Source organism: uncultured Ruminococcus sp., from assembly GCF_937915125.1.
Taxonomy (GTDB): Bacteria; Bacillota; Clostridia; order Oscillospirales; family Ruminococcaceae; genus Ruminococcus_C.
In genome coordinates, this window is the sequence record NZ_CALDMP010000077.1 from 26,861 (window position 1) to 53,368 (window position 26,508).

Genomic DNA, 26,508 nt, shown 5'->3' on the forward strand with positions numbered 1-26,508 from the left:
ATGAGATAAGAACGGCGCAAGGGATGTTATCCTTTGCGCCGTTTTTTACGTAAACACGTTCTAATACTAATCAGTGGTTTCCTAATTATGCCTGTGCTTTTTTCCACTCCAGATACTCTTCATAAGTGCCCTGGCGGTCAATGCATCCCTCAGGGGTGATCTCAATGATCCGATTTGCCACAGTTTCCAGGATCTCGTGGTCGTGGGACGACAGAATGACAACGCCCTTGAAATTCACCAGACCGTTATTCACTGCGGTGATGCTCTCCAGATCCAGATGGTTGGTGGGTCTGTCTAGCAGGAGCACGTTGGAATGGAACAGCATCATCCGGGCGAACATACAGCGTACCTTTTCACCGCCGGACAGAACCTTTACGGGCTTGTAAATATCGTCCCCGGAAAAGAGCATCCTGCCCAGGAACCCCCGGAGAAATGTCTCCGTTTCATCTGCGGTGGAATACTGGCGAATCCAATCCAGAATGGAGTCGTCGCAGTCGTTGAAGTATGCGGAGTTATCCACAGGGAAGTAAGATGTAGAGGTGGAAACGCCCCACTTGAATGTGCCCTCATCGGGCTGTTCCTCCTCCATGAGGATCTTGTACAGCATGGTGATCGCCTGTTCGCTCTCGCCGATAATAGCAACCTTGTCCGTGCGTCCCAGAGTGAAGCTCACATTGTTCAGCAGCTTCACGCCGTCCACGGTCTTGGAAATACCGCTGACCTGGAGGACTTCTTTCCCCAGTTCCCGATCCATATCGAAGCCGATAAAGGGATAGCGGCGGCTGGATGCCGGCAGTTCTTCCACTGTGAGATTGTCCAGCAATTTCCGGCGGGATGTTGCCTGTTTGGATTTGGACTTATTCGCTGAGAACCGGGCAATGAAGGTTTTCAGCTCTGCGATCTTGTCCTCCACCTTCTTATTCTGCTGTTTGATGAGCCGCTGCATCATCTGGCTGGATTCGTACCAGAATTCGTAGTTGCCCACGTACATCTTGATCTTTGTATAGTCAATATCCACAATATGGGTGCAGACATCATTCAGGAAGTGACGGTCGTGGGACACCACAATGACTGTGCCGAAATATTCTGACAGGAAGTCCTCCAGCCAAGCGATTGCATCAATGTCCAGGTGGTTGGTGGGCTCATCCATGAGGATGATATCCGGATTACCAAAGAGCGCCTGCGCCAGCAGGATCTTCACCTTTTCATTACCGGACAGGTCTGCCATCTGCTGATAGAGCAGTTCCTCCGGCAGACCCAGTCCCTGGATCAGCTTCGACGCATTGGATTCCGCCTCCCAGCCGTCCAGCTCTGCGAATTCCGCCTCCAGCTCCGATGCCAGAATGCCGTCCTCCTCGGTGAAATCCTCCTTGGCATAGAGGGCATCTTTCTGCTGCATAATGTCGTACAGCCGCTGGTTGCCCATAATAATGGTATCCAGAGCAGTATAGGCATCGTAGGCGAAGTGATCCTGTTTCAGAACGCTCATACGGAGATTTTTGGGGATAGAGACCTCACCGGTGGTAGGCTTCAGCTGACCGTTGAGAATTTTCAGAAACGTGGATTTTCCGGCACCGTTTGCGCCGATCACGCCGTAGCAGTTGCCGGGGTTGAACTGGAGATCCACATTTTTGAACAAAGTATCGCCGCCGAATTGCAGGCTGACATTGGAGACTGTAATCATAATCTAATCCTTTCCGCACGGCAGACCGCCGCAGTTTCGTACCAATATTTTTTCCAGGTATAGTATACCATACTTGTGGAGAAAATGCAAGCGCCCTTTTCGTATCGTGTCATATTGAGGCAATACCGCACAAAGAGCGCCTAGCGGCTTTGCACGTCATATGCTTGCATATTTTCCATCATATTTCACAAAAATGTTCGTGAATACACAAAGTATTCACTCCGCTTTTTGTTTCATTTGACGAAAAATCTGACGGTGCATCTGACGCACAATCTTTGTGCGGTATTGCCTTGAGATGAACATTGCTCATTCGCAGATACGCCATCTGCGAACAAAAAATATGGGCGGATTCGATCCGCCCATAGGACATCAGAAACAAAAAATCATTCCGCTTTCTCTTTCTGTTTCTTTCCGACAGAAAAACAGATCCAGAAAATCAGTACCAACAGCACTACTGCCAGACACATCCAGGCGCAGAGCACCAGCCATCCCTTTGCAGCGAACATGTCATAATACCCCTTGAGATAGATCAGACAGATCAGCGCCGGGACAACATAGGTCATATAACCACGGATCCACGCCGGGACACGGAGACCAGTTCCCGTATTGGCTTCTTCCAGAAAACGATTCCAGCCCCAGCCGTTTTTCCGTACACAGAACAGTACAAAAATCAGAGAACCCAGAGGCAGGATGTTATAGGACACCAGAAAATCCTCCAGATCCATGAGCGTAGAACCCTCTCCGAAGGGCTGGAAGCCCGAGAGAAGATTAAAGCCCAGAATTGCCGGCAGAGACAGCACAAAAATCAGCACCAGATTCACTAGAAGAGATTTTTTCCGGCTCCAGCTGCCCAGTTCTACGGTCATGGTGATGATATTCTCAAATACAGCTATGACAGTAGACAGCGCCGCAAAGGACATGAAAATGAAGAAACAGCTGCCCCAGATGCGGCTTGCCGCCATGTGGTGGAACACATTGGGCAGAGTGATGAACAGCAGGGACGGGCCAGCATCCGGATGAATGCCATAGGCGAAGCATGCCGGGATGATGATAAGCCCCGCCATAAGGGCAATGCCTGTGTCCAGCACGACCACATTAACAGCCTCTCCCATGAGACGGCGTTCCCGCTTAATGTAGCTGCCGAAAATCTCCATGGCACCGATACCTACGCTCAGAGTAAAGAATGCGTGGGTCATTGCAGCAAATGCAACAGAACCGATGCCCTTTTCTCCTAATCGTTTGAAATCCGGTACCAGATAGAATTTAACACCCTCCACGGCATTGTCCAGCCGCAAGGAATTCACCACCAGAACCAGCATCAAGCCGATCAGCAGGAGCATCATGACCTTTGTGACCTTTTCAATGCCGTTTTGTAATCCCAGGGCACAGATGCCGATACAGAGGACGATGACAATGGCGGCAAACAGAATCATAATGCCCGGAGAATCCAGCATATCCGTAAAGAAAACAGCTGTTTCCTCTGCACTGACGCTTGTGATTTTGCCCGAGGCATACAAAAAGGCGTAATACACCATCCAGCCTGCCACCATGGTATAAAACATCATAAGCAGATAGTTCCCGGCAATTCCCATATATTTTGTGATATGCCAGCGGCTCCCCGGCTGTTCCAGAATGTCCATTGCCTGTGAAATACTCCGCCGGCTGCCTCTGCCGATGGCGAACTCGCAGATCAAAATGGGCAATCCCAACAGAAGCAGGCACAACAGATAGATCACCAGGAATGCGCCGCCGCCGTTTTCACCGCAGATGTACGGGAATTTCCACACATTTCCCAGACCGATGGCACATCCGGCGGAAACGAGAAGAAATCCCAGCCGGGAGTGAAAGGTCGCTCTGCTTTTTGTTGATTCTTTCATAGTATTCTCCTTTTGTCAGAACAATTTGTTGTATTCGCACACAAGGCGTGCTCGTTTATTATAACATATTTTCTGAAGTTATGCAAGGTGTTTTTGGCATCGTGAACGGGATTTCTGCCTCCATATCCACAATAGCGCCTTGATCACACTTTTTCTGCTTATCAAAAAAATTACAATTTGAATACAGAATAACAAAATATATTGTAAAATATACAATATTATGGTATGATATGATTATAGAATATATCCAGGAGGTATGTATTTATGTTTATGAGAAAAATCATCGCCATTTTTGCTGTTTCAGCGTTGGCTTGCTGTGCACTTGCCGGCTGCGGTGTTACCGGCGGTTCCGGAACTGCGTCCGATAAGTCGTCTTCTGTGGCAGAACAATCCCAGAAAGATTCCAGCAAAGAGGAATCCAGCGCAGAAGAATCCAGCGAAGCATCAGATGAGGAGTCCGAAGAAGAATCTTCCAAAGAGAAATCGCCTGCTTCAGTTCCGGAAAATGTAAACGAAGTACTGTATGAAGATGATATTGTACGCATCACATACACAGGTCTGGAAACGGACGATTGGCTTGGCGACGGATTGAAAGTTACCATCGAGAATCTTTCTGACAAAAATATTACGGTTCAGACCAGCGAAGCATCTGTCAACGGCGTTATGGAGGATCCGTACTTTTCCTGTGACGTTGCTGCCGGAAAAAAAGCAAATGATTCCATCACGTTTGCCATTGATAATGAGATCGGCATCGTTGAACTGTCATTCCATGTTTATGACAGCGACACATACGATACTATCGTTGATACTGATATGATCACCGTTACCGTAAACGAAAATGTTACAGTAGAAAAAACAGAAGCAACCAAGGTATACGAATCCAACGGTGTCATCGTGTCTTATGTTGGCATGGAAACGGATGAGATCTGGGGTACAGAATTCCTTTTCCTCATTGAAAACAACGGAACTGAAACATATGATGTACGTGCCGATAACATTTCCATTGACGGCGTAATGTGTGATGGCTCTATGTATGCTGAGGTTTCTGCCGGAAAGTGTGCAAATGAATCGATATCGTTCTTTGATGAAGAAAGTCTCCCCGCAGAAAAAAATGAACTGGAATTCAAAATTGTGATCACCAACAGCGAGTATGAAACCGTTGCTGAATCCGATCCGATTACGATAGCACTGAACTAACGCAATAACAACAGGGCATCTCTAAAAACCCCGAATCCGTCAGATGTGGTGCAGATTTGCGACAGATTCCCTTTCGAAAAAACGCAGGAATACTCGATGTATTTCAAGTTTTTTCGAAAGGGAAGATGGCGTAAAGATGCGCCGCAGATGACGGGTGAGCGGGTTTTTGAGGTGACCAACAAGCAGCGCACATCCGGGATTGTCCAGAGGTGCGCTGTTTGTTTTATGAAAGGTGGAAGAAGATGTCATCTAACCCATTCTGGTGCAATTATGCCAGCAGGTTATTGAGCTCCTTCACCAGAGTTCTGCATTGTTCCGCAGTGACTTCACCGCCGCCGAAGGACAATAGTCCCCGGATGGGCATATATTTCATCATTGCCTCCATCATATCCGCCGTGCTTTCGCCCATGGCGTTTTCGTCAGAGGAACCGCTGGACAGCCCGAACGCCGCCGCATAGGGTTCCAGCAGCTTCGCTGCGCCGTCTATCCGGAGTACATCCCCGATGGTGGTGTCCATCGTAATTTCCGTGGGAAGTATCTTTTCGCCCTGCATAACAATGGTTTTCTGTGCTGTCAGAGCGGCAGAGGAATCCCCGGCGGCAAGGGTATACTCTCCGGTCTCCACCACCCAGTCATGCTTCTGCATACTGAAATAGGCGAATGCCCGGCGGTTCAGCTGGAATGTGACTGTTTTTGTCTCGCCCGGTTGTAAGTCCACTTTTTCGAAGCCGCAAAGTTCCTGTACCGGACGGCGTACAGCGTCACTTCCGGTGGGCGGCAGCATATAGAGCTGCACAACTTCCTTGCCGGCACGGTCGCCGGTGTTTGTCACATCCACGGAAACTGTCACAGTTTCCTCATGGGAATAGGACGCCTTGTCCGTGCGGAGATTGGATATGGCAAATGTGGTATAGCTCAGACCATGACCGAAGGGGAACAGCACGGACATTTTCTTTGTGGTGTAATAGCGATAGCCCACAAAGACGCCTTCCCGATATTCCACTCTGTCACCCTCACCCTGATAGGACAGATAGGACGGATTGTCCGCCAGCTTCACCGGGAAGGTTTCCGCCAGATGACCGCTGGGATTCACATCGCCGTAGAGAATCTGTACCGTTGCACCGCCGACAGCCTGACCGCAAAGATACGCCTCCAGAACGCCCTTGACCTTATGGATCCAGGGCATTTCCACCGGCGATCCCCCATGAAGTACCACCACCGTGTTGGAATTTGCCTGTGCCACGGCTTCGATCAGGGCATTCTGGCAGTCCGGCAGGCGCATATGCTGCCGGTCGTAGCCCTCGGATTCGAAAATATCCGGCAGTCCGGCGAAAATTACCGCTGTTTCGGCTTCTTTTGCCGCCTGAACCGCTTCGGCAATAAGTGTCTCCCGGATGACATCGTCCGAAGTCTCATAGCCCTTGGCGTAAATCACCGGGTAATCCTTTGCCATTTCCAGCGCCGATTCCACCTTGTAGGAGTTGATATGAGAACTGCCGCCACCCTGATAGCGTGGGCTTTCGGCAAATGCGCCGATAAAGGCAGTCTTTTTGGTTTTGTCCAGAGGTAGTACATGATCCTCATTTTTCAGCAGTACCATGCACTGCGCCGCAATTTCCCGTGCTAGTTCGTGGTCAGCATCACGGTCAAAGACAGCATCGGCATTGCGTCCCATGATATAGCGATCCACAATGGTGAGTATCCGTGTGACAGCAACATCCAGGGTTTCCATGGAGAGTCTGCCGCAGCGGACAGCTTTCACGATTTCCGCATCCCGTTCGCCGAAGGAACAGGGCATTTCCAGATCCATTCCTGCTTCCAGGTCTGCAACACGGTCGTTTACAGCACCCCAGTCGCTGACCACAAAGCCGTCAAAGCCCCATTCTCCCCGGAGAATGTCCGTCAGCGCCTCACGGTTTTCTGCCGCATATACATCGTTGATGCGGTTGTAGGCACACATGACAGTCCAGGGTTTTGCCTCCCGGACAGCTGTCTCAAATGCCGCCAGATAGATCTCCCGTGCTGTGCGCTCGTCCATATCAGAACTGCTGCTCATACGGCGGTGTTCCTGGTTGTTGGCGTAGAAATGTTTGATGCTGACGCCCACATTCTGGCTCTGGACACCTTTGATGAAGCCAGCCGCTATTTCGCTTGCCACATAGGGATCTTCGGAATAGTATTCGAAATTTCTGCCGCACAAAGGAGAACGCTTGATATTGACAGCAGGTCCCAGGAGTACACCCACATCTTCCGCCTGACATTCGTTGCCCAGTGCCTTTCCCATGCGCTCTACCAGCTCACGGTCAAAGGAGGATGCCGTAGCACAGCCGGCAGGAAAACAGACGGCTTTGATGCTGTCGTTGATGCCCAGATGGTCGCCGGTCTGATCCTGCTTGCGCAATCCGTGTGGGCCATCGCTCAGCATCATCTGCGGTACGCCCAAATGCTCCAGACCTTTTGTATGCCAGAAGTCATAGCCGGAACAAAGTCCCGCCTTTTCTTCCAGCGTCATTTGCTTTACAATTTCGGGAATATTCATTGCAATTCCTCCAGTTTATTTTTTCGGTTATATTGTAGGGAACGACCTCTGTTTCGTTCCCTACGGAATGGAAAAAACGCAGTGTAGGGGCGAACATTGTTCGCCCGTATTTTCCATCTGTAAATGGTTTTCCTGCGGGCGACCAATGGTCGCCCCTACAAATGGAATCAAAGATTCTTCCACAAACTCAAATGCATCCCGCCGGTGTTATCACCGCAAAGGAATATCCATCTACAGTCAGGTTCTTGTCATAAGTTTCACCCGTGAGCATATCCGTATAGGGCTGATCCAGTTCCAATGCTGCTGCATCGCCCTCAAAATTCTGCACAAAGATCAACTTTTCCCGTTCCGATTCCCGCCAGGTGAGACTGACGCCCTTGGGCACCTCTGTTTCCAGGGCACGCTCCAGCTGTAACTGCGATGCCAGTTTTTCATAGAAATCACGGAAAAATTCCTCGTCTGCCGTGGCACAAAGATGATATGCCGTACCTTTCCCGAAACGGTTTTTCGTCAGCACCGGCGCACCGGCATAGAAGTCCTCCTCATAGACAGAGAGCACCTCGCAGGTAGTGGGATGGCAGATCTCGCACAGTTCCGTGAGCCGATAGCGTTTGTTGTTCCAGGTGGTGTGGTTGGATTCGCAGTCATAGAGACTATCCGTTTCTTCCACCCAAAGTCCCAGCACATTGGACAGCTTTTCCTCTGTGGCTTCGCCCAGGAAGCACAGGTCAGTCTCATTTACCACGCCGGTGAAGCAGGTAGTCACCAGAGTGCCGCCCTGTTCTACAAAACGCCGCAGCTTATCCTGAATGCCGGCGCGGAACAGATACAGCATCGGTGCAATGACCAGCTTGTAGCCGCTGAAATCGAATTCGCTGTCCACAATATCGGTGGTTATGCCATTTTTCCAGAAATAGCTGTAATTCTTCCGGATGTTGCCGAAATAATCCAGCCCCGCATTTCTCGGTCCCCGGCAGCAATCCAATGCCCATTTGTTTTCCGTATCAAAAATAATGGCAACTTGCGCCGGGCTGTCGCTGCCGTATACCCGGTCGGATAGCTTTTCCAGATCAGTTCCTGTCTGTGCTACCTCCTGGAATGTCCGGGTATTTTCCGTGCCCGTATGGGAGATCACAGCGGAGTGGAATTTTTCACAGCTGCCCCGGCTCTGGCGGAGCTGGAAATACTGCCCGGAATCCGCACCGTGGGCGATTGCCTGAATCACGGAAAGCTCGTGCATTCCCGGCTTTTTCAGCTTGCTGACCGACTGCCAGTTGGTGGCGCTGGGGGTGCATTCCATCATCAAAAAGGGCTTTTTCTGGATAGAGCGCATCATGTCATGGGTCATGGCGCAGTCCTTTGCCACCTCTTCATTGCCCCAGGGATTGTGCCACTCGGGGTAGTTGTCCCATGAAATCAAATCCAGGGCATCCCGGAACTTAAAATAGTTCAGCTCATAGACATACATAGTCATCATGTTGGTTGTCACGGGAATATCCGGGTTCACCGCCTTTACGGCGTCGATTTCCGTTTTCATAAAGTCAATGGTCTGGTGGGTCACAAACCGCCGCCAGTCCAGATTCAGTCCGTGGATTGAGGTTTCGCCAATGGGACTGGGGCTGTGGACCTGAGACCAGTCCGTATAGGTATGAGACCAGAAGTGGGACCACCAGGCGTGGTTCAGGGCATCCAGCGTGCCGTATTTCTCCTGAACCCACTGGCGGAACGCCTGCTGACATAGTTCACAGTGGCACTCGCCGCCGAATTCGTTGGAAATATGCCACAGGATCACGCCAGGATGATTGGCATAGCGTTTCGCCAGTGCAGTGTCGATCTTGGTGACACGCTCCCGGTATACCGGCGAGGTGTAGCAGTGATTGTGCCGTTCGCCGTAAAGATTTCGTGTGCCATCGGGACGCACCCGGAGCACCTCCGAATATTCCTGTGCCAGCCACTGGGGACGTGCGCCGGAAGGCGTCGCCAGAACGGTATAGATGCCGTTTTCATACAGCTTGTCAATGATCTTGTCCATCCATTCAAAACGATAGACATCCTTCTGCGGCTCCAGATTTGCCCAGGAAAAGATCCCGAGACTCACGCAGTTGATATGTGCCTCCCGGAACAGGCGGATATCCTCCTCCAGGATCTCCGGGCTGTCCATCCACTGCTCCGGGTTATAGTCGCCGCCGTGGAGCATGTGAGGGAATTGCGGGGTTGCCGGTGAAAAAGTTCGTCCCATCACTGTAATCCTTTCGTCAAATAATACAAAAATCAGTAAGAAATCAAGTTGATTTCTGCACACTTTTATTGTATCATATTTAACATGAAATAGCAAGTACAACAAGGAAAAAATTTGCCCTGGCGGCGCAAATCGCGCATTTTCAGCGAAATGTATAAAAAACAGCTGATTTTGTATGTATATATATTCTGATTTTTGTACAAAACGACGATAGCGCTAGATCTATGCAGAGATTTCTCTGTATTATGATACCGCCCTTTGTGAAAACTGAATTCTCCCGGTTTTCAGCGGCTTTTCAGCATCACTTCACGAAATGAACACATTGGACATGTATACTGATACCATGCTCAAAGAGAGCATGTAACATCCTCTAACCGTTCTGTATACACCCCGATGCAGAACGGAAAATCCCCAATAATCCCTATATCATAGCAAAAAACGTCCCTCACCCCGGGGCGTTTTTTGTTGCCTTTTACACATAAAGTCACAGAAAAATGGGACTGCTTAATGCAATCCCATTTTTCTATTTCAATTCATTTTTTGTTGCATTCCGTCGGTTTTTTCCTCCTGGACAATATCCCGAATCTCAAACCAGAATATAGATCCTTCGCCCAGCTTGCTGTTTACGCCGTAATTATAGCCATGCATTTTCAGGATCGCTTTGACGATAGACAATCCCAGACCGGTACCCACCACTTCCCGCTTGTGATTCTCGGAGCGATAGTACTTGTCAAAGATCAGCTTGATCTTCTCCTCCTCAATGCCATCACCGGTATCACGCACTTCAATCCGCACGCAGCCCGGCAGATTTTTTTGAGTCACAAATACCTGTTTGTCCTCTTTGGAAGTGTAATTGATGGCGTTGTTGATGAGATTGCCGATAACACGGTTGATCTTGCTCTCGTCACAACGCACCAGACAAGGTTCGCCCGGCGAAAACTGAATGTGATAGCCCATGCGCTCGGAAATGCCCTCATAGCGGTGGACGATCTCCTCCATACACTGGGCAATGTCAAAGGTGGTGTAATTCAGCTTCTGGGTTCCACTTTCCAGCTTGGACAGATCCAGCATATCGTTTACCAGCAGAGAAAGCCGGTCGGTCTCTTCGATGATAATGTTCAGATGCTGTTCCCGCTTCACGGGATTGTTGCCCGACAGATCCCGTATCATCTCCGCGTAGGCTTTCAGCATGGTCAGCGGTGTCCGCAGATCGTGGGACACATTGGCGATGAGATCCCGCTGCATCTCATCGGTTTTGGACAGCTCCTTCGCCGCATAGGTCAGGGTCTCCACCAGTTCGTCCACTTCTGCATAGCCGCCGCCTTCAAAACGCACGCTGTAGTCCCCGTGCGCCAACCGCTTTGCGGACTTCGTAATGCGTACAATGGGGGTGGAAATGTGATTCGCCGTATAAAAAGAGATGAGAAACCCGAAGAATACCAGCAGTATTGTAATGAGCATGGTCTGCCGCTTCAAAATCGAGACCGTGGATTCCACTGGAACCAGCGGAGAATTCAACAGGAGATATCCTGCCACTCTGCCGTTTTTCTCATACATCGTACAGCCGTAGACCAGCATTTCATTTTGCAGATTGTTATTGAGCACACGCCGGCAGATGGTGCCGGTTTCGCTGTTCTGGAGGTCGATGAGGTAGAAAAACGTGCCGTTCCCCGGACCGTGGAGCAGACATTTTTTGCCGTACACACAGTTATAGTACAGTTCCCTGCCGTTTGCGTCCAGGATCTCAATGCACATTTCGTTTTGCAGGGCAACATCTGCGGCATCGTCCTCAAATTCGCTTGAGCCAAAGTCCGACACAAGCTGCTGCGCCACCTTTGCCGTGTCACGGATCTTCATGGATTCATAGAACCATTCCAGGAAAATTACCTGAAACAGCCACATGAGCAAAAAGACCACGCAGACAAAAAGCATGAAGAACAGCCATATCTTGACGCCAATACGCAGATTACGATCGAGCAGCCGATGCGGATTCATTTCCCGGATCAAATTTATATCCCATTCCTCTCAAGGTCACGATATAGGTGCGATACGGTCCAAGGCTGCCTCGCAGCATCTTGATATGCGTATCCACCGTGCGGTCGTCCCCGAAGAAATCATATCCCCACACTTCTTCCAGAAGTTTGTCTCTGGAGAGTGCCAGTCCCTTGTTTTTCACCAGATAAAACAGCAGATCATATTCCTTTGGCGTCATAGAAGCACGCACGCCATCCACATAGACTTCCCGTCCGGCAAGGTCGATTTCCAGACCACCATAGACCTGGCGCTCCTGCTGGAGCACAGCAGGACTCTGGGCTGCTGCCTGGCTCCGTGCCAGCACAGCCCGGACACGTGCCATCAGTTCTCTGGGCGAAAAGGGCTTCACCACATAGTCGTCAATACCGGTCTCAAAGCCGAAGAGCTTGTCATATTCCTCGCCTCGGGCAGACAGCATGATCACCGGGATATCCTTCTGCTTCTTGATTTCCTTGCAAGCGGAATAGCCGTCCAGCCGAGGCATCATAACATCCATAATGATAATATCATAGTCATTTTCCCGGCAGAGCGTCACCGCCTCCATACCGTCCCGGGCTTCGGTCACTTCGAACTCCTCAAATTCGGCATATTCCCGGACAACAGCACGAATCTTCTCTTCGTCGTCTACGATCAACATTTTGCTCATATTGTTCACCTCTTTACGAAGAATTTTTGCCTATATATCGTTGAAATAACCCTCCGCCATTGCTGCGCCATGGTTCCCCTCCCCTTTCAGAGGAGGCTGAAAGAAACCGCTTATAGCAAATTATAGATCTGGAAGTGGAGAGATATTATTCCAACAAACAGAAATTTATTTCCCGTTCCGGTTTTTCAGGGCTGCGCCGATAAAGGATGCAAACAGCTTCTGGGGCTTATTGGGGCGGGATTTGAATTCCGGATGGAACTGCACGCCGATAAACCACGGGTGATCTGCCAGAGAGACGATCTCCACCAGACGCTCGTCCGGAGACAGTCCGGCAATCTGCAAGCCCTTTTCGGTCAGCTGTGTGCGGAAATTGTTATTGAATTCGAACCGGTGGCGGTGGCGCTCATAAATCAGGTCTTCCTGGTAAATATCGTGTACCAGTGTACCCGGCGTGAGCTTGCAGGGATACAGACCCAGGCGCATGGTGCCGCCCTTGTTTTCAACATTCTTCTGATCTTCCATGATATGGATAACGCTGTGTGCACCCTCCGGGTCGAACTCCGAGGAGTTGGCATCCGGGAATCCGGCAACATTCCGTGCAAATTCCACTACTGCCATCTGCATGCCCAGACAAATGCCGAACATGGGTACCCGATTCAGACGGGCATAGCGAATGGCTTCGATCATGCCCTCGATACCACGGTCACCGAAGCCGCCCGGTACGATAATACCATCGCAGTCTTTCAGAGTTTCCCCTGCATTTTCCCGGGTGATCTTTTCCGAGTCGATCCACAGGATCTTCACCCGTGCATCATTGACGATACCGCCGTGGTGGAGTGCCTCTGCCACAGACAGATAGGCATCCTGGAGTGCCACATACTTGCCCACCAGACCAATGGTCACATCCTTGTCCGCACGCTTCTGGCGTTCGGTCATAGCGATCCAGTCGGTGAGATCCGGTGTGCGGTTTTCCAGCCCCAGGTGATGGCAGACGCTGTCGGTCAGCCCCTCATTTTCCAGCATCATGGGGACTTCGTACAGGGACGGCGCCGTCATATTCTGGATAATATCCTCTTCCCGGACATTACAGAACATGCTGATCTTCCGTGCCATATCCTCTGGAATTTCCTGTTCAGTACGGCATACTACCACATGGGGCTGGATGCCGATGGACAGCAGTTCCTTGACGGAATGCTGTGTGGGCTTGGACTTCAGCTCATTGGAGCCGGCGATATAGGGTACCAGAGTGACATGGATATACATGGCATTGCCTCTGCCCACTTCGGTGACAAACTGGCGGATGGCTTCCAGGAACGGGGTGCTCTCAATATCACCCACAGTACCGCCGATCTCTGTGATAACCACATCGGCATTGGATTCCTTTCCCACACGATAGATACGATCCTTGATCTCATTGGTAATATGGGGAATTACCTGAACGGTGCCGCCCAGATAGTCACCCCGGCGTTCCTTGTTCAGGACAGTCCAGTAGATCTTGCCGGTGGTGACATTGTTGTTGATGGAAAGGTTCTCATCAATGAAACGCTCATAGTGTCCCAGATCCAGATCCGTCTCTGCGCCGTCATCGGTGACGAACACTTCGCCGTGCTGATAGGGGCTCATGGTACCGGGGTCAACATTGATATAGGGATCGAACTTCTGGATGGTGACCTTATATCCCCGTGCTTTGAGCAGACGTCCCAAAGACGCAGCAGTGATTCCCTTACCGAGACCGGAGACAACGCCGCCGGTGACAAATACATATTTTGGCATCTTAAATCCTCCCGTTTGACAGTCAAATTCCTATTCATTCTATTATACCGTATCCTGCCGAAAAAAGCAAGACCTTATTTTGAAATGTCACGGAAATCAATTTTAGGACATCTCTAAATATATGAAAACACCACGCCAAAGCAATTGCCACAAAAACGCCATCATGAAATTGTGCAACATTTATGGTAATTTTGTAAATACACGCCCGAAGCGGCACATTTTCCCCGAAAGAGATTGACATTTCGGTTACAAATGTGGTACAATAGGCTTACATGTAGATGGTACGGGCACAGGCAAGCTACCAGTGCACCGGAAATGTCACATGGGATACAAACATTTTTTTATAATGCAGGAGGTACTCCATGAAATTTTCTGATGGCCTTTGGTTAAACCAGAGAGGTTATGACGTTTCCTATGCAGTACAGGCATACGATGTCACAACAACGAAAAATGCGATTAAGGTATTTGCAACATCCAGTGCGATCTGGAATCGGGCAATGACACTGGGCGGCGTGGCATTTGAGATCACATACACCGCAGTGGCTCCGGATGTCATTCGTGTACACATCTGCCACCACAAAGGCAGCCTGAAAAACAAGCCCCAGTTCGAGCTGAATGTCTCCGAGGATTATGTACCGGAGATCCACGAGGAAGAGGGCTTCGTCTCCATGACTGCTGGCAGCACTACCCTGAAGATCAAAAAGGGCACTGACGGCTGGGACGTTTCTTTCTCCCGTGACGGAAAGCGGCTCACCGGCGGCGGCTGGCGCTCCACTTCCTATATCCAGGAAAACAAGTTCCATCGTGACGCGCGCCTGGCACTCCAGACAGACGACGATTTCTTCAACTATCCCCAGGATGCACATAGCACCTATATCCGGGAACAGCTGACCCTGGATGTGGGCGAGTGCGTCTATGGCTTCGGCGAAAAGTTCACGCCTTTCGTGAAAAATGGTCAGACGGTTGAGTCCTGGAACTCCGACGGCGGCACCTGCTCCGACCAAAGCTATAAGTGTATCCCGTTCTATATCACCTCCAACGGCTACGGCGTCCTGGTTAATTCCGCAGACAAGGTTTCCTTTGAAGTGGCTTCGGATACCATCAACAAGGTTTCCTTTACTGTACCCGGCGAGGAAATCGAGTACTTCTTCATCGGCGGCGCTGACCTCCACGAAGTACTGAAAAACTACACCGATCTCACCGGCAAGCCGTCACTGCCACCGGCAAAGACCTTCGGTCTGTGGCTCTCCACTTCCTTCACCACGACTTATGATGAAGAGACCGTTACTTCCTTTATTGACGGCATGGCAGAGCGTGATATCCCTCTCCAGATGTTCCACTTCGACTGCTTCTGGATGAAGGAATACCAGTGGACTGACTTCGAATGGGATCTGACCCAGTTCCCGGATCCGCCTGCTATGATCAAGCGTCTGAAAGACCGTGGTTTGGGCATCTGCTGCTGGATCAATCCGTACATTTCCCAGAAGTCCTGCCTCTTTGATGCGGGCGTGGAAAAGGGCTATTTCATCAAGAATCCGGACGGCAGCGTATTCCAGACAGACCTGTGGCAGCCGGGCATGGCGATCGTGGACTTCACCAATCCGGAAGCAGCTGCATGGTTCGCCTCCGGCGTGCGCAAGCTCTGCGAAATGGGCGTAACCGCCATCAAGACAGACTTCGGTGAGAGAATCCCCACAAAGGCTGTATATTACAACGGTGCAGACCCCATCCATATGCACAACTACTATACCTATTTATATAACAAGACCGTATTCGATGTGCTGGAAGAATACTACGGCAAGGGACAGGCATGCTTGTTCGCCAGAAGTGCCACCGTGGGCGGTCAGAAATTCCCGGTACACTGGGGCGGCGACTGCTCCGCAGAGTATACCTCTATGGCTGAGACACTCCGCGGCGGTCTGTCCCTGTGCTCCTCTGGCTTCGGCTTCTTCAGCCACGATATCGGCGGCTTCGAGGCAAAGGCTTCTCCGGATGTATACAAGCGTTGGTGCGCATTCGGTCTGATGTCCACCCACAGTCGTCTCCATGGCTCCACTTCTTATCGTGTGCCGTGGAATTTCGACGAGGAATCCTGCGATGTCCTGCGCTTCTTCACCAAGCTCAAGGGCAAGCTGATGCCCTATCTGTTCGCACAGGCGATCCAGACTTCTACCACCGGTGTGCCTATGATGCGTCCTATGGTCATGGATTTCACTGACGATATCGCATGCCGCTATCTGGATCAGCAGTATATGCTGGGTGACAATCTGCTGTGCGCTCCGGTATTCCGTGAGGACGGCGTGGCTGACTTCTATCTGCCGGAAGGCAAGTGGTATGATATTATCACCGGCGAGACCATGGAAGGCGGCAAGTATCACTCTAAGAAGTGCACCTTCATGGAAATGCCGGTTCTGGCAAAGCCCAATTCCATCGTAACCTTCGGTGCATTCGAGAATCAGTTCGAGTATGACTATCTGGACGGCGCTGACTTCATGATCTGCAACCTGGAGGACGGCAAGTCCGCTTCTGCTACGGTTTATGATGTAGATGCAAAGCCGGTTCTGACCCTGACAGCGACCCGCAGCGGCAATACCATCACCATCGAAAGCGGCGCAACGGACAAAACCTTTACCGTATCCGTTGCCGGAACAGACAAGAAGATCACCATGCAGGGCGGCAAGGGCGAGATCCAGTTATAATTTACGCAGATTGCGGTTTTCTCCGGGCTTGATTTATCATTCATAAGCGCTGCGAAAACCGAATGATGTATTCTTTTAAAAAGGGAGGGCGGCGGAAATGCCGAAATCAAAAGACGGAATCGAATATATCTGGACGGACAAAAAACGGACGCTGTTCGGGCTGCCGCTGTCCTTTACCCGGTATTATCTCACAGACACCCGGCTGATCACACGTGTGGGCTTTCTCACGGTGACAGAGGACGAGCTGGATATTTACCGGATCACCGACAAAAAAATGAAGCTTCCGCTGTTTCAGCGGATATTCGGCTGCGGCAGTATCATTCTGTACAGCAAAGATGTGGATACCCCGGAAAAGGAGATCCATGCGATCAAAAACCCACGTCAGGTGTCCGACCTGATCACAGCCTGCATCAATGAGCAGCGTGACCGGTTCGGCATCCGGGGCAGGGATATGGTCGGACCGGCAGGCTTTCCGCCGGATCTGTGCGACTGTGATGACAATGTATTGTAATCCGCACAGAAACAGAGAGAAAAGGAGGTCCTGAACATGCTTTCTTTTATCACAGAGAAGCAGTCCTCGTGGGAAAAATTACAGGCGGAGACCCGTCCGATCTTTATCTACGGGATGGGCGACGGTGCAGAAAAGATTATGCGTGTCTTTCGGGAAAAGTCCATTCCGCTTGCCGGCATTTTTGCAAGCGATGAGTTTGTACGAGGCCATTCTTTTGCAGGCTATAAGGTACGGAAACTTTCCGAGATCGAGGCACAGGTGGAGGATTTTGTCATTGTTCTGGCATTTGCCGCCGGCTATCAGTCTCTGGTGGACAAAATCGTGGAGATCGGACAGCGCCACACGCTGATCGTACCGGATGTCCCGGTGGCAGGCGGCGGGCTGTTCACCTACGAATATTGCGAGGAGCACGCTGAGGAGATCGAAGAGGTCTACCACATGCTGGCTGACGATTATTCCCGAACCGTTTATGCCAATATCATCAACTTTAAAATCAGCGGAAACATCCGTTATCTTCTGGATGTCACTACGCCGAAATCGGACATCTACCGCAAGATCATCCGCCTGACGCCCAACGAGGTCTATGTGGATCTGGGCGCCTACAACGGCGACACCATTGCGGAGGTGCTCCAGTACACCCGGGGCAAGTACATCCGCATTTATGCGGTGGAACCTGACCGGAAGAACTTCAAGAAGCTGTGCAAGTATCTGGACGGCATGAACTATGTCTACGCCTACAATGCCGTGGCATGGTGCCTGGATACGACGGTGCCCTTTGCCACAAAGGCAGGCCGCCAGTCGGCTGTCTCCGCTTTCGGGCAGGAGATCGACGCACGGTCGGTGGACAGTATTTTACAGGGCAGACCGGCTACGATTATTAAAATGGACGTGGAGGGCTGCGAACGGGAAGCGCTCTGGGGTGCATCCCAGACCATTGCGCATTTTTCCCCGAAGCTCATGGTGTCGCTCTACCATCGGAACGAGGACATCTTTGCCCTGCCGCTGCTCATCCGGCGGCTGAATCCGGGCTATGACCTGTATATCCGGCATCAGTTGTATATCCCGGCGTGGGAGACAAACCTGTACGCAGTACCTTCGGGAAAAAAATGATTTTCAGGCAAAACAAAAACCGTCGTTTTTCAAAACGACGGTTTTTTCTTATAAGTACATAGTAATCGCCAAAAATATTTCTTACCAATTTTCAAAAAGGCAGCCTGGCAAGCTGGTCTAGGGACAGCATCCCTGGTCGCCGCCCGCAGGCGGCGTTAGTTCATTCGCACAAAAACCACAGGGATTATACGCCCACTGCCCATGTGAAAAGCTTTACCATCAGCGGCATCGTTCCCATGGACAAGATCGTGGTCAGGGCAAAAATATGGGAGGCATACAAGTCGTTCTTCCCGTGCTTCTGGCATTGCAAGGTACACATTGCCGCCGATGGCGCAGCTGTCAGTACCAGCACCACTGTCCGTATCTCCACCGGAATAAAGGACAACGGCAAAAAGAGCAGCCCCAATACCAACGGCACCAGCAGCAGTTTCACACCACAGACATAATACACCCGTGGATTACGCACCGCCTGAAACAAATTCGCCTGTGCCACACTGATACCCGAAGCGATCATTGCCATAGGCGTATTCAACCCGGCAATATAATCAAACGTCGTCGCCAACAGTTCCGGCAGCTGCACCCGGAAAAAGAACAGCAGCAACCCGATGGCAATACCGATCATCGTAGGCGAACAGAGTTTTTTCATCAAAGCTTTCCGGTCATGCTGCCCTGTCAGGAGCATAATGCCGTGCGTCCATGCGAAACAGAAAAATACCGTCAGAAATGCCGTGGCATAGAATACACCTTCTGTTCCCAGCAACGCGCTAGCAAGGGGGATCCCCATGAATCCGCAGTTACTATAAATAGCGGAAAACCGTTCGATCTCCGTCTCCCTACCGGGCTTCTTCCGGATGGCTAAATATACCGTACCAATGGCAATGACATAAGACACCGCCGCCAGCAGAAATGTCCAGAGCAGATTCACCACAAGTCGGGACTCATATTCCACCTCGGCATAGGCATTTACCACCAGCACCGGCGTGACAATTTCCAATACAAAGTTGGAAAACTGTCTGCCGCCGTTCTTGTCCACAATTTTTGCCCGATAGGCGATCACGCCTACCAGATTCAGCAGGAGCATCAGCACCGCCTGTTTCAAAATAATCCACGCCACAGCATTACACCTCATTCTCAGAAATGGGTGGAAACCGAAGAGCCGATTTCCACCCATGATAGTATAACACATATTTTTGACTGATTTTCAGGACTTATATGAAAATCGGCTGAATTTGCTTCTGTTGTTGTGCCATTTCCACCGTTTCGGGCAGCTTTGTGAAATCTGCCACCAGGGATGCTGGCTTTTCCAGGGGCGCATCCTGGCGCAGAGGCACAAAATAATAATGCTTCGTGTTCATCAAAAGCCCGATGTTCTTTGCAGACGCTCCCAGTGCATCGTTGGTTGCAATTGCCAGAACAACAGGCTTCTGCCGGCGGAGCATGGATTTGACTGCCATGGTGGCGGTGGAGTCCGTGATCCCATGTGCAAGCTTCGCCGCAGTATTTGCCGTGCACGGCGCAACTACCAGCAGATCCAACAGATCCTTCGGACCGATTGGCTCCGCCTGGGCAATTGTACGAATGGATGGTCTGCCACAGATCTCCTCCAGCTCCGCCACCCGGTCGGCGGCTTTGCCGAAACGTGTGTCTATGGTGGCAGCGTGCTCCGAAAAGATCGGCGTCAGTACCGCACCTGCCTCCCGCAGCTTTGCCGCCTGGGCAAAAGCGGCTGAAAAAGTACAGAACGAACCGGTGACCACAAAACCGATTCGTTCACCTGTCAAATCGTTCATGGGCGAGTCCCCTCTCCTCGAGAATGTTACAGATCGTATCTGCGATGATCCCGCCCGCTGTCATGGGTGCAACCTTCCCCGGAGCAATCATGCGGCGATGACACATAAACAAGCTTGGTCGAGAATTACCGCAGTTTGATCTCAATTCGCTCCGGAAATACGCGCACCTCCTGTACAAGCAATCCCGTGGCACGGCGGCGCTGCTCCAGGTCAGCCTGTTCCCACCAGGTATTCCATTGAGTACTGACATCCTTTTTCTGCGGCGCTGCAACACGCCGCAGCCGCTGGGTATATACTGCCCGTTCCGCCGCAAGCCGTTCCAGTTCTTCCCGCAAAAAAGGCATTGCCGCCGAGGGTTCACCCATTGCCGCCGCAATTCGCTGCATACGCCCATCCAGTTCTTCCAGCGCAGCAGCATTCGGGTCGGGCTGGTCAGGTGTTTTCGTCCTTGCCAATGGCAGAAGCATTGCCGCCTGCTGCGCCAGAATCGGTGCAACTGCATCCTCCACCGTCTCCGTACGCAATGCCGGAATGCCATTACAAAGCCCCAGTCGCTTTCCACGGCAGACAAAATATGTATATCTGGCACCTGTGCCGTTATTCCGGGCATAACACCGGGTGCCGCACAGACCGCATACCACGATCCCCTGAAGCCATGAGCGATGGCCTGTTCCCCGGTTGGTACTGCCGCCCCGGGAGGCAAGTCGTTCCTGCACCGCAAGCCACAGTGCCGGTTCCACCAGTCCAGGATGCAGTCCTGCGGCAATATGTTCCCCCTCTAATCGTGTCAGCTTTGCACCTTTCCGTTCCTTTTTATCCCCGTACACCAGGCATCCGTTCCCCTTACAGTACTGCTCCAAGGAATGATCCAATACTGCCCCCTGTTCCCGGAAATAAGTTACACAGCGGAGATCTCCCTGAACATAAACCGGATTGCGCAGGATGCGAATCACGCCGCTGTTGGACCAATCCGCCCCCTGCCGGGTACGGCTGCCTCTTTGGTTGCATTTATGCACCAGCTGTTCCACGTTTTCCCCATGAAGCCCATAGCGTGTGTACAGCCACAAAACCTGCGCCGCTTCTTCCGGGACAGGTGCAAGGGTCGTGGTCTTATGCCCATGAAGCAGAATGGGTACGATCTCATAACCATAGGGTGCCACACCACCCAGCGCCATCTGCTGTACAGCACGGGCATAATAATTATCCCGGACACGCCCGGCAATGGTTTTCTGTTCCAATTCCGCAAACATCATCAGAAGATTCAGAAGCATCCCGCCGATCTCTGTTTGGGTATCAAAACTCTCCCGGACAGAACGCAATGTTACCCCATGCTGCCGGAATGTCTGCATCATACCGGCAAAATCGCAGAGGGAACGAGAGATACGATCCAGTTTGTAGACCAGTACTTCACGAATCTCCCCCTGTTCCACTGCCTCCAGCATCTCCTGAAAGGCAGGTCGTGCCGTTGTAGTGCCGCTGAATCCTCGATCTGTATAAACGCGGCAATTCCCTTCCGCACACAGGCGCTTGCAGTATTCCACCTGCATGTCAATGGAAATGGAATCCACACGCTCCACAGACTGCCGCGCGTAAATTGCTGTCATACCATCACCTCCAGGATATGTATATGCAGCAACACACGCAAAAAGGCACCCCCGGAAACCCGGGAGTGCCCTCTGTTACGCATCTAGTGCGTGAAATTCAGTTGCGCGATACGTTACTTACGTAGGTATCTCTTACTTTCTCTTCTTAGCAACGAAAGCAACGCCACCGATAACAGCTACAGCAGCAGCTACGCCAGCGATCGGCAGAGCGTCACCAGTCTTCGGAGAAGAAGTGGACTTAGCCGGAGCCTTTGTGGTTGTTGCAACCGGAGCAGCGGTTGTAGTAGTGGTCTCAGCTGCAGTAGTAGTAGTCGGAGCCTCAGTTGATGTCTCAGTCTGATCAGCAGCGATGGTGATTACGCCGCTAACAACAGTCGGAACAGAGTTCTCAACGCCAGCCTCAACGTTTGCATACTCAGCAGAGTTACCAGCCGGAGCAACGCTCAGACCTTCAACAGTGAAGGTGTCTCCAGGAGCAGCAGCATCTGTTACCTTAACAGTTACCTTACCGCAAGTCGGAGCATCAGCCGGATCAACTGCAGATGCAGAAGCGCCTGCAACCCAGATAGAACCAGCCTCTTCAACAGCTGCACCACCAGCCATTGCCTTAGCAGATACGAAAGTCAGGCCATCGCCGATCTTCATACCATAAGCCAGCTTGGTGTAAGCTGCGTCAACTGTAACCGGCAGAGTAACCTCATAGTTAGCAGCCTTCAGCTCATCCAGTGTCAGAGTAACACTGCTGATAGTAACTGTTGCGCCTGCTGCGCTTGCCGGAACTGCCATTACTGCTGCAGATGCAGCTACAACTGCTGCTGCAGAAAGAGCAGCCATTGTCTTCTTAAATGTAGTCTTCATTTTTCTATTTCCTTTCAAGAATAAATTTATGTGATATGCTCGCAGTGCGATATGCACCTCGCACTGCTTACATATACAAACGAATTAAATTGAGTGAGTAAGTGACTTACTTACTTGCTGTAAGTCTCGCCGTTCATGATGTCTTCCCAAACCGGATTCTTCTCAACGCTGTTTGCAGCATAGTAAACCAGAGTCATGAATGCATCATCCGGATTGATGATTACAGTTGCATTTTCACGGTCTGCATCATCTGCACCCTGCTTGGATTCTGTATTGATATCAGCTACATAGTAAGCCAGCTTCGCCAGCAGAACATCGTCGTTGCCAACGGTATTGAAAGCAACATTATCCTTGCCTACGGAAGCAGATGCATAGTAAACCAGCATCTCATAAGCATCGTCCGGGCTTACTGTGCCGTCCAGGTTTACGTCACCCTTCTTTGCAACAGCAACTGTGGGCTTTTCAGCCAGCGGAGTCTTATCCGGATCTGCTGCATAGTAGATCTCAACTTCGCCCTTGAAGTATACATTACCTGCGCCAGCTGCCTGGTCAACAGTTGCATATACTTCAGCCGGTGTGCTTACAAATGCAATTGCACTTGCCGGATCAACAGTCTGAGTAGAACCATCGGTCAGAGTGATGGTAACAGACTCGATCAGATCAGCAGCATCGAAGGATTCCTCGTGAGAGAAGTAGATACCGTTGGAAACAGCCTCATCCAGTACCTTTACAGAGATCTCAGAGATATCTGTAACATTCGGAAGAGACTCAGTTGTCTCTGTTGTACCAGTGCCAGTAGTATCATCTGTACCACTTGCTGTTGTTTCAGTGCCTGTGCCAGTGGTATCGTCTGTACCGCTTGCTGTTGTTTCTGTGCCAGTGCCAGAAGCTGTGCCAGTGGTATCATCTGTACCGCTTGCTGTTGTTTCTGTGCCAGTACCAGTGGTATCATCTGTACCGCTTGCTGTTGTTTCTGTGCCAGTACCAGTGGTATCATCTGTACCGCTTACTGTTGTTTCAGTGCCGGTACCAGTGGTATCATCTGTACCGCTTGCTGTTGTTTCACTACCAGTACCAGTAGTATCATCTGTATTGCTTACTGTTGTTTCAGTATTTGTTTCTGTCTCAGAACCCTCTGTTTCAGAAGTAGATTCGGTTGTATCCTTATCCTTCAGAACAACAGTTACGTCACGAACGATATCCAGAGCAGCTGTTCCTTCTGCGCTTGCATCAACCTCTACGGTCTTTACAGTTTCAACAGAAACAACTTCCTTTGTGCCGCCGTATACTTCTTCAACCTGAGCTTCTACGTAAGCAACAACTGCATCATACTGTGCATCTTCGATCTCGAAGTCAGCAGAATATGCACCGTTTACTGCGCTTACAACAACTGCAGATGCACCATTCAGAACAGAAGCGATGTCAGCAGAAGAAACCTGAATCTCAACGTTTACATCAGCATCTTCCAGGCTGGAGTTCAGAGAAGCAACAGCATTGTCGAATGTTGCGCCATACTTTGCGATCATGCCGTCAACAGTGTTCGGCTGATTTGCAGCAGAAGCAATGCCGTTCTTTACTGCATAGTTCAGAGCTGCAACCAGAGCAGCATCAGCAGTTTCATAGGTCTTCTCTGCGATGTTTGCTGTCTTAAATGTATCCAGCTTATTCTGCAGAGCAGTAATCTTGTTAGCCAGCTTATCGGTGATAGCCTTCAGCTCAGCCAGATCGCCGTCGATGTCGAAGTCAGCGTTTGCACGAACTTCTTCTTCTGTCATGTTGTACTCAGCAGCCAGATCCTTTACCTTCTGGTCTACAGCAGCTTCAACCTGCTTGGACAGGTCAGCATAAACAACATCCAGATAGTCAGCAGCAGTGTCTACGGTGTAGTCCTTGCCAGCTGCGTTCATCGTCAGATCAGCAGAAGCGGACTTGTTGTCCAGGTCGAGATCCAGTGTTGCTGTGTAAGTTGCGCCTTCCAGAACAGTAGTATCAATAGTGACACCCTCATAGCCCAGTTCAGCGAACTTGTCGTTCAGTTCCGGTGCGAGATAGCTTGCAAAATCAGCCTCGCCGGTGATTGTAACAGTGCTTCCGGATACAGTAGCGGTCGGGTTTTCAGAAGCGTTTACAATGTCCTTAATCAGGGATGCATAGTAACTGGAGCCCAGAGAACCAACAATTGCCTTAGCGTCAACTGTGATTGTCTTGCCGTCAGCCTTTTCCAGTGCCTTTGCAACAGTGTCATTCCAGTTGGAAACCTGAGTAAAGGTAATGGTATCGCCTTCAGCATCCGTCGGGAAGCCTGCGTTTGTCTCCACGTTCAGGAGCTTTTCTGTGGTTACAGCGAACTTTTCAGTTTCAGCAGCTGTAGCAGAAATCGCAAGAACCTGACCCAGTGCAACCGGAATTGCGACAGTTGCAGCAAGAAGTCTGTTAAATGTCTTCTTCATTCTTTTTTACCTCTCTTTTTTTGAATTGCATTGCCGCCTGTACGGATGTCTCTCACCCGACTCAACAGCTGCAGTCCGTTCTGGTTCATACCGCTTCATAAACAAAAACGACCTGCAAACGGCAATTGTGACTGCCTACAGGTCTGCCTATAGCAGCCCCATAAACAATTTACATACGTATTTTAACATATTATTTCGCTCGTGTCAAGCCCATCCGCTCTTTTTTTTTAAAATTCTTCGCTGGATATTATCCTCATTTTTGTCGCTTTTACACAATTCTGCGGCGGTATTCTGAATATTCCACCGCTTTCCACAGGCTTTTCAACAATTTTCTGTGCCAACACCGCATCTCCGGCGGAAGCGACAAAGCCCACACAACACGAACGCCCAGCCTTTTTGCCGCTGTGAAATCCGTGCCGCCGGGTCGGGATGCCAGGTCGATGACCAGAGCTTCTGCCGGCAATGCCCTGAGCACCGCTTCGGTGAGAACCGGCGCCGGGACAGTGTTCAGCACCAGCGTGCTCCCTGCCGCCGCCTGTTCCAATTCTGTCATGGGCATAGCACAGCAGCCCTGCATCACTGCAAGTGCTCTGGTCTCGCACCGTCTGGCGCAGACGTTCACCGTCATGCCCAGTCCCCGGAGCCGCGGTGCAAGTGCCATGCCGATCCTGCCGTAGCCCACGATGAGTGCTGTGCCGCCGTCCAGGGTGGATGCCGTTTCCTCCATGGCGATCTGAATGGCGCCCTCGGCAGTGGGAACGGCATTGCTGAGGCATAGTTCCTCCCGCAGAAGGTAATCCTGCGTTTCCATCCCTTTCGCCAGGAAACAGCGTTTCACAGCTTCCGAACACTGACCGCCCAGCACCAGTGCCCCGGGCTTTCCGTGTTCCGCGAGCACTGTCAGCGGCATCGGCTGTTTCCCGAAGGGTACCTGCACTGTCTCATCGTCCGGGCTTGCCGCAATCGGCAGCACCAGCACATCATATGGCGCTACATCATGCAGATCCTCCCCACAGCATATCACACCGCTGTTTTCCAGCGCATCCTGCACAAAGCCTGCCGCCTGCACCGTCCATCCGGGCAGTTCCGCCAGTTTCCGTGCCGCATAACATTGCCGCAGATCGCCGCCTGCCACCAGAATCACCTTGTTGGTTTGCATACCCATACCTCCGCTCCTGGAATTCCTCTGCCAAGTGCGAATCCAGGATTCGCATCAGCACCACCCATGCCGGCATCCGGCGCATACACGCAGCGGAGACCGGGATCTGTCAGCACAGCCAGCCAGGACATGCTTTCAACGAGTTTTCAACATATTCACTGTGGAAACAGTGGAAAGTACGCCCATTTCAATTCTGCTATGCCTTATTCCATCCTATGCTGCCTTCGAAAAATGGTGCCTTAATCTTAATCATGAGGCGTCAGGGAAATACCGCCATTCCTCATTTTATACTAATCTCTGATCAGTTCCATGAAAAGATTCGCCGACAGGCATTCGCT

At 51.0% G+C, this 26,508-nt stretch carries 17 protein-coding genes; 4 read left to right on the forward strand and 13 right to left on the reverse strand.

All coding sequences use genetic code 11. The annotated features are described in order from the left end of the window. Nucleotides 1–85: 85 nt before the first annotated feature. Complete coding sequence (locus Q0418_RS07820; RefSeq protein WP_298483580.1) at nt 86–1,684, reverse strand: ABC-F family ATP-binding cassette domain-containing protein; 1,599 nt, start codon at nt 1,682–1,684, stop codon at nt 86–88. 383 nt (nt 1,685–2,067) lie between these two features. Beyond that, complete coding sequence (locus Q0418_RS07825) at nt 2,068–3,561, reverse strand: sodium-dependent transporter (RefSeq protein ID WP_298483581.1); 1,494 nt, start codon at nt 3,559–3,561, stop codon at nt 2,068–2,070. Nucleotides 3,562–3,825: 264 nt separating this feature from the next. Here Q0418_RS07825 and Q0418_RS07830 point away from each other — a divergent pair, with 264 nt between their 5' ends. Beyond that, complete coding sequence (locus Q0418_RS07830; RefSeq protein ID WP_298483582.1) at nt 3,826–4,758, forward strand: lipoprotein; 933 nt, start codon at nt 3,826–3,828, stop codon at nt 4,756–4,758. 268 nt (nt 4,759–5,026) lie between these two features. Here Q0418_RS07830 and Q0418_RS07835 read toward each other — a convergent pair whose 3' ends face one another. The 5 genes from Q0418_RS07835 to Q0418_RS07855 all read right to left on the reverse strand — a co-directional run bounded on the left by Q0418_RS07835 (nt 5,027) and on the right by Q0418_RS07855 (nt 13,989). Then, nucleotides 5,027–7,303, reverse strand: a complete 2,277-nt coding sequence (locus Q0418_RS07835) for a glycoside hydrolase family 3 C-terminal domain-containing protein (RefSeq protein WP_367276251.1) — start codon at nt 7,301–7,303, stop codon at nt 5,027–5,029. A gap of 181 nt (nt 7,304–7,484) precedes the next feature. Then, complete coding sequence (locus tag Q0418_RS07840) at nt 7,485–9,536, reverse strand: beta-galactosidase (RefSeq protein ID WP_298483584.1); 2,052 nt, start codon at nt 9,534–9,536, stop codon at nt 7,485–7,487. Nucleotides 9,537–10,064: 528 nt separating this feature from the next. After that, the gene (locus tag Q0418_RS07845; protein WP_298483585.1) at nt 10,065–11,543 is read right to left on the reverse strand and encodes a cell wall metabolism sensor histidine kinase WalK; all 1,479 of its coding nucleotides are present in this window, start codon (nt 11,541–11,543) and stop codon (nt 10,065–10,067) included. Then, nucleotides 11,503–12,216, reverse strand: a complete 714-nt coding sequence (locus tag Q0418_RS07850; RefSeq protein ID WP_298483586.1) for a response regulator transcription factor — start codon at nt 12,214–12,216, stop codon at nt 11,503–11,505. The genes Q0418_RS07845 and Q0418_RS07850 overlap by 41 nt, the downstream gene beginning before the upstream one ends. Before the next feature lie 165 nt (nt 12,217–12,381). Further along, entirely contained in the window at nt 12,382–13,989 is a 1,608-nt protein-coding gene (locus Q0418_RS07855; protein WP_298483587.1) for a CTP synthase, read from the reverse strand. A 362-nt stretch (nt 13,990–14,351) separates the two neighbouring features. Here Q0418_RS07855 and yicI point away from each other — a divergent pair, with 362 nt between their 5' ends. From yicI to Q0418_RS07870, 3 genes are all read left to right on the forward strand, one after another. Beyond that, on the forward strand, nt 14,352–16,688 hold the full coding sequence (gene yicI, locus Q0418_RS07860; protein WP_298483588.1) for an alpha-xylosidase: 2,337 nt from the start codon (nt 14,352–14,354) through the stop codon (nt 16,686–16,688). Nucleotides 16,689–16,785: 97 nt separating this feature from the next. Then, a complete protein-coding gene (locus Q0418_RS07865; RefSeq protein ID WP_298483589.1) occupies nt 16,786–17,199 on the forward strand; it encodes a PH domain-containing protein in 414 nt (137 codons plus the stop codon). A 36-nt stretch (nt 17,200–17,235) separates the two neighbouring features. After that, the gene (locus tag Q0418_RS07870) at nt 17,236–18,309 is read left to right on the forward strand and encodes an FkbM family methyltransferase (protein WP_298483590.1); all 1,074 of its coding nucleotides are present in this window, start codon (nt 17,236–17,238) and stop codon (nt 18,307–18,309) included. A gap of 184 nt (nt 18,310–18,493) precedes the next feature. Here Q0418_RS07870 and Q0418_RS07875 read toward each other — a convergent pair whose 3' ends face one another. From Q0418_RS07875 to Q0418_RS07900, 6 genes are all read right to left on the reverse strand, one after another. Continuing rightward, nucleotides 18,494–19,423 (reverse strand): AEC family transporter, encoded by a 930-nt coding sequence (locus Q0418_RS07875; RefSeq protein ID WP_298483591.1) that lies wholly within the window; start codon nt 19,421–19,423, stop codon nt 18,494–18,496. Nucleotides 19,424–19,517: 94 nt separating this feature from the next. Next, complete coding sequence (locus Q0418_RS07880; RefSeq protein WP_298483592.1) at nt 19,518–20,099, reverse strand: dipicolinate synthase subunit B; 582 nt, start codon at nt 20,097–20,099, stop codon at nt 19,518–19,520. A gap of 125 nt (nt 20,100–20,224) precedes the next feature. Beyond that, entirely contained in the window at nt 20,225–21,703 is a 1,479-nt protein-coding gene (locus tag Q0418_RS07885) for a recombinase family protein (RefSeq protein WP_298483593.1), read from the reverse strand. Nucleotides 21,704–21,835: 132 nt separating this feature from the next. Beyond that, complete coding sequence (locus tag Q0418_RS07890; protein WP_298483594.1) at nt 21,836–22,561, reverse strand: LPXTG cell wall anchor domain-containing protein; 726 nt, start codon at nt 22,559–22,561, stop codon at nt 21,836–21,838. Nucleotides 22,562–22,671: 110 nt separating this feature from the next. After that, on the reverse strand, nt 22,672–25,011 hold the full coding sequence (locus tag Q0418_RS07895; RefSeq protein WP_298483595.1) for a cellulose-binding protein CttA-related protein: 2,340 nt from the start codon (nt 25,009–25,011) through the stop codon (nt 22,672–22,674). Between the two features lie 268 nt (nt 25,012–25,279). After that, nucleotides 25,280–26,170 (reverse strand): dipicolinate synthase subunit DpsA, encoded by an 891-nt coding sequence (locus Q0418_RS07900; protein WP_298483596.1) that lies wholly within the window; start codon nt 26,168–26,170, stop codon nt 25,280–25,282. Nucleotides 26,171–26,508: the final 338 nt, after the last annotated feature.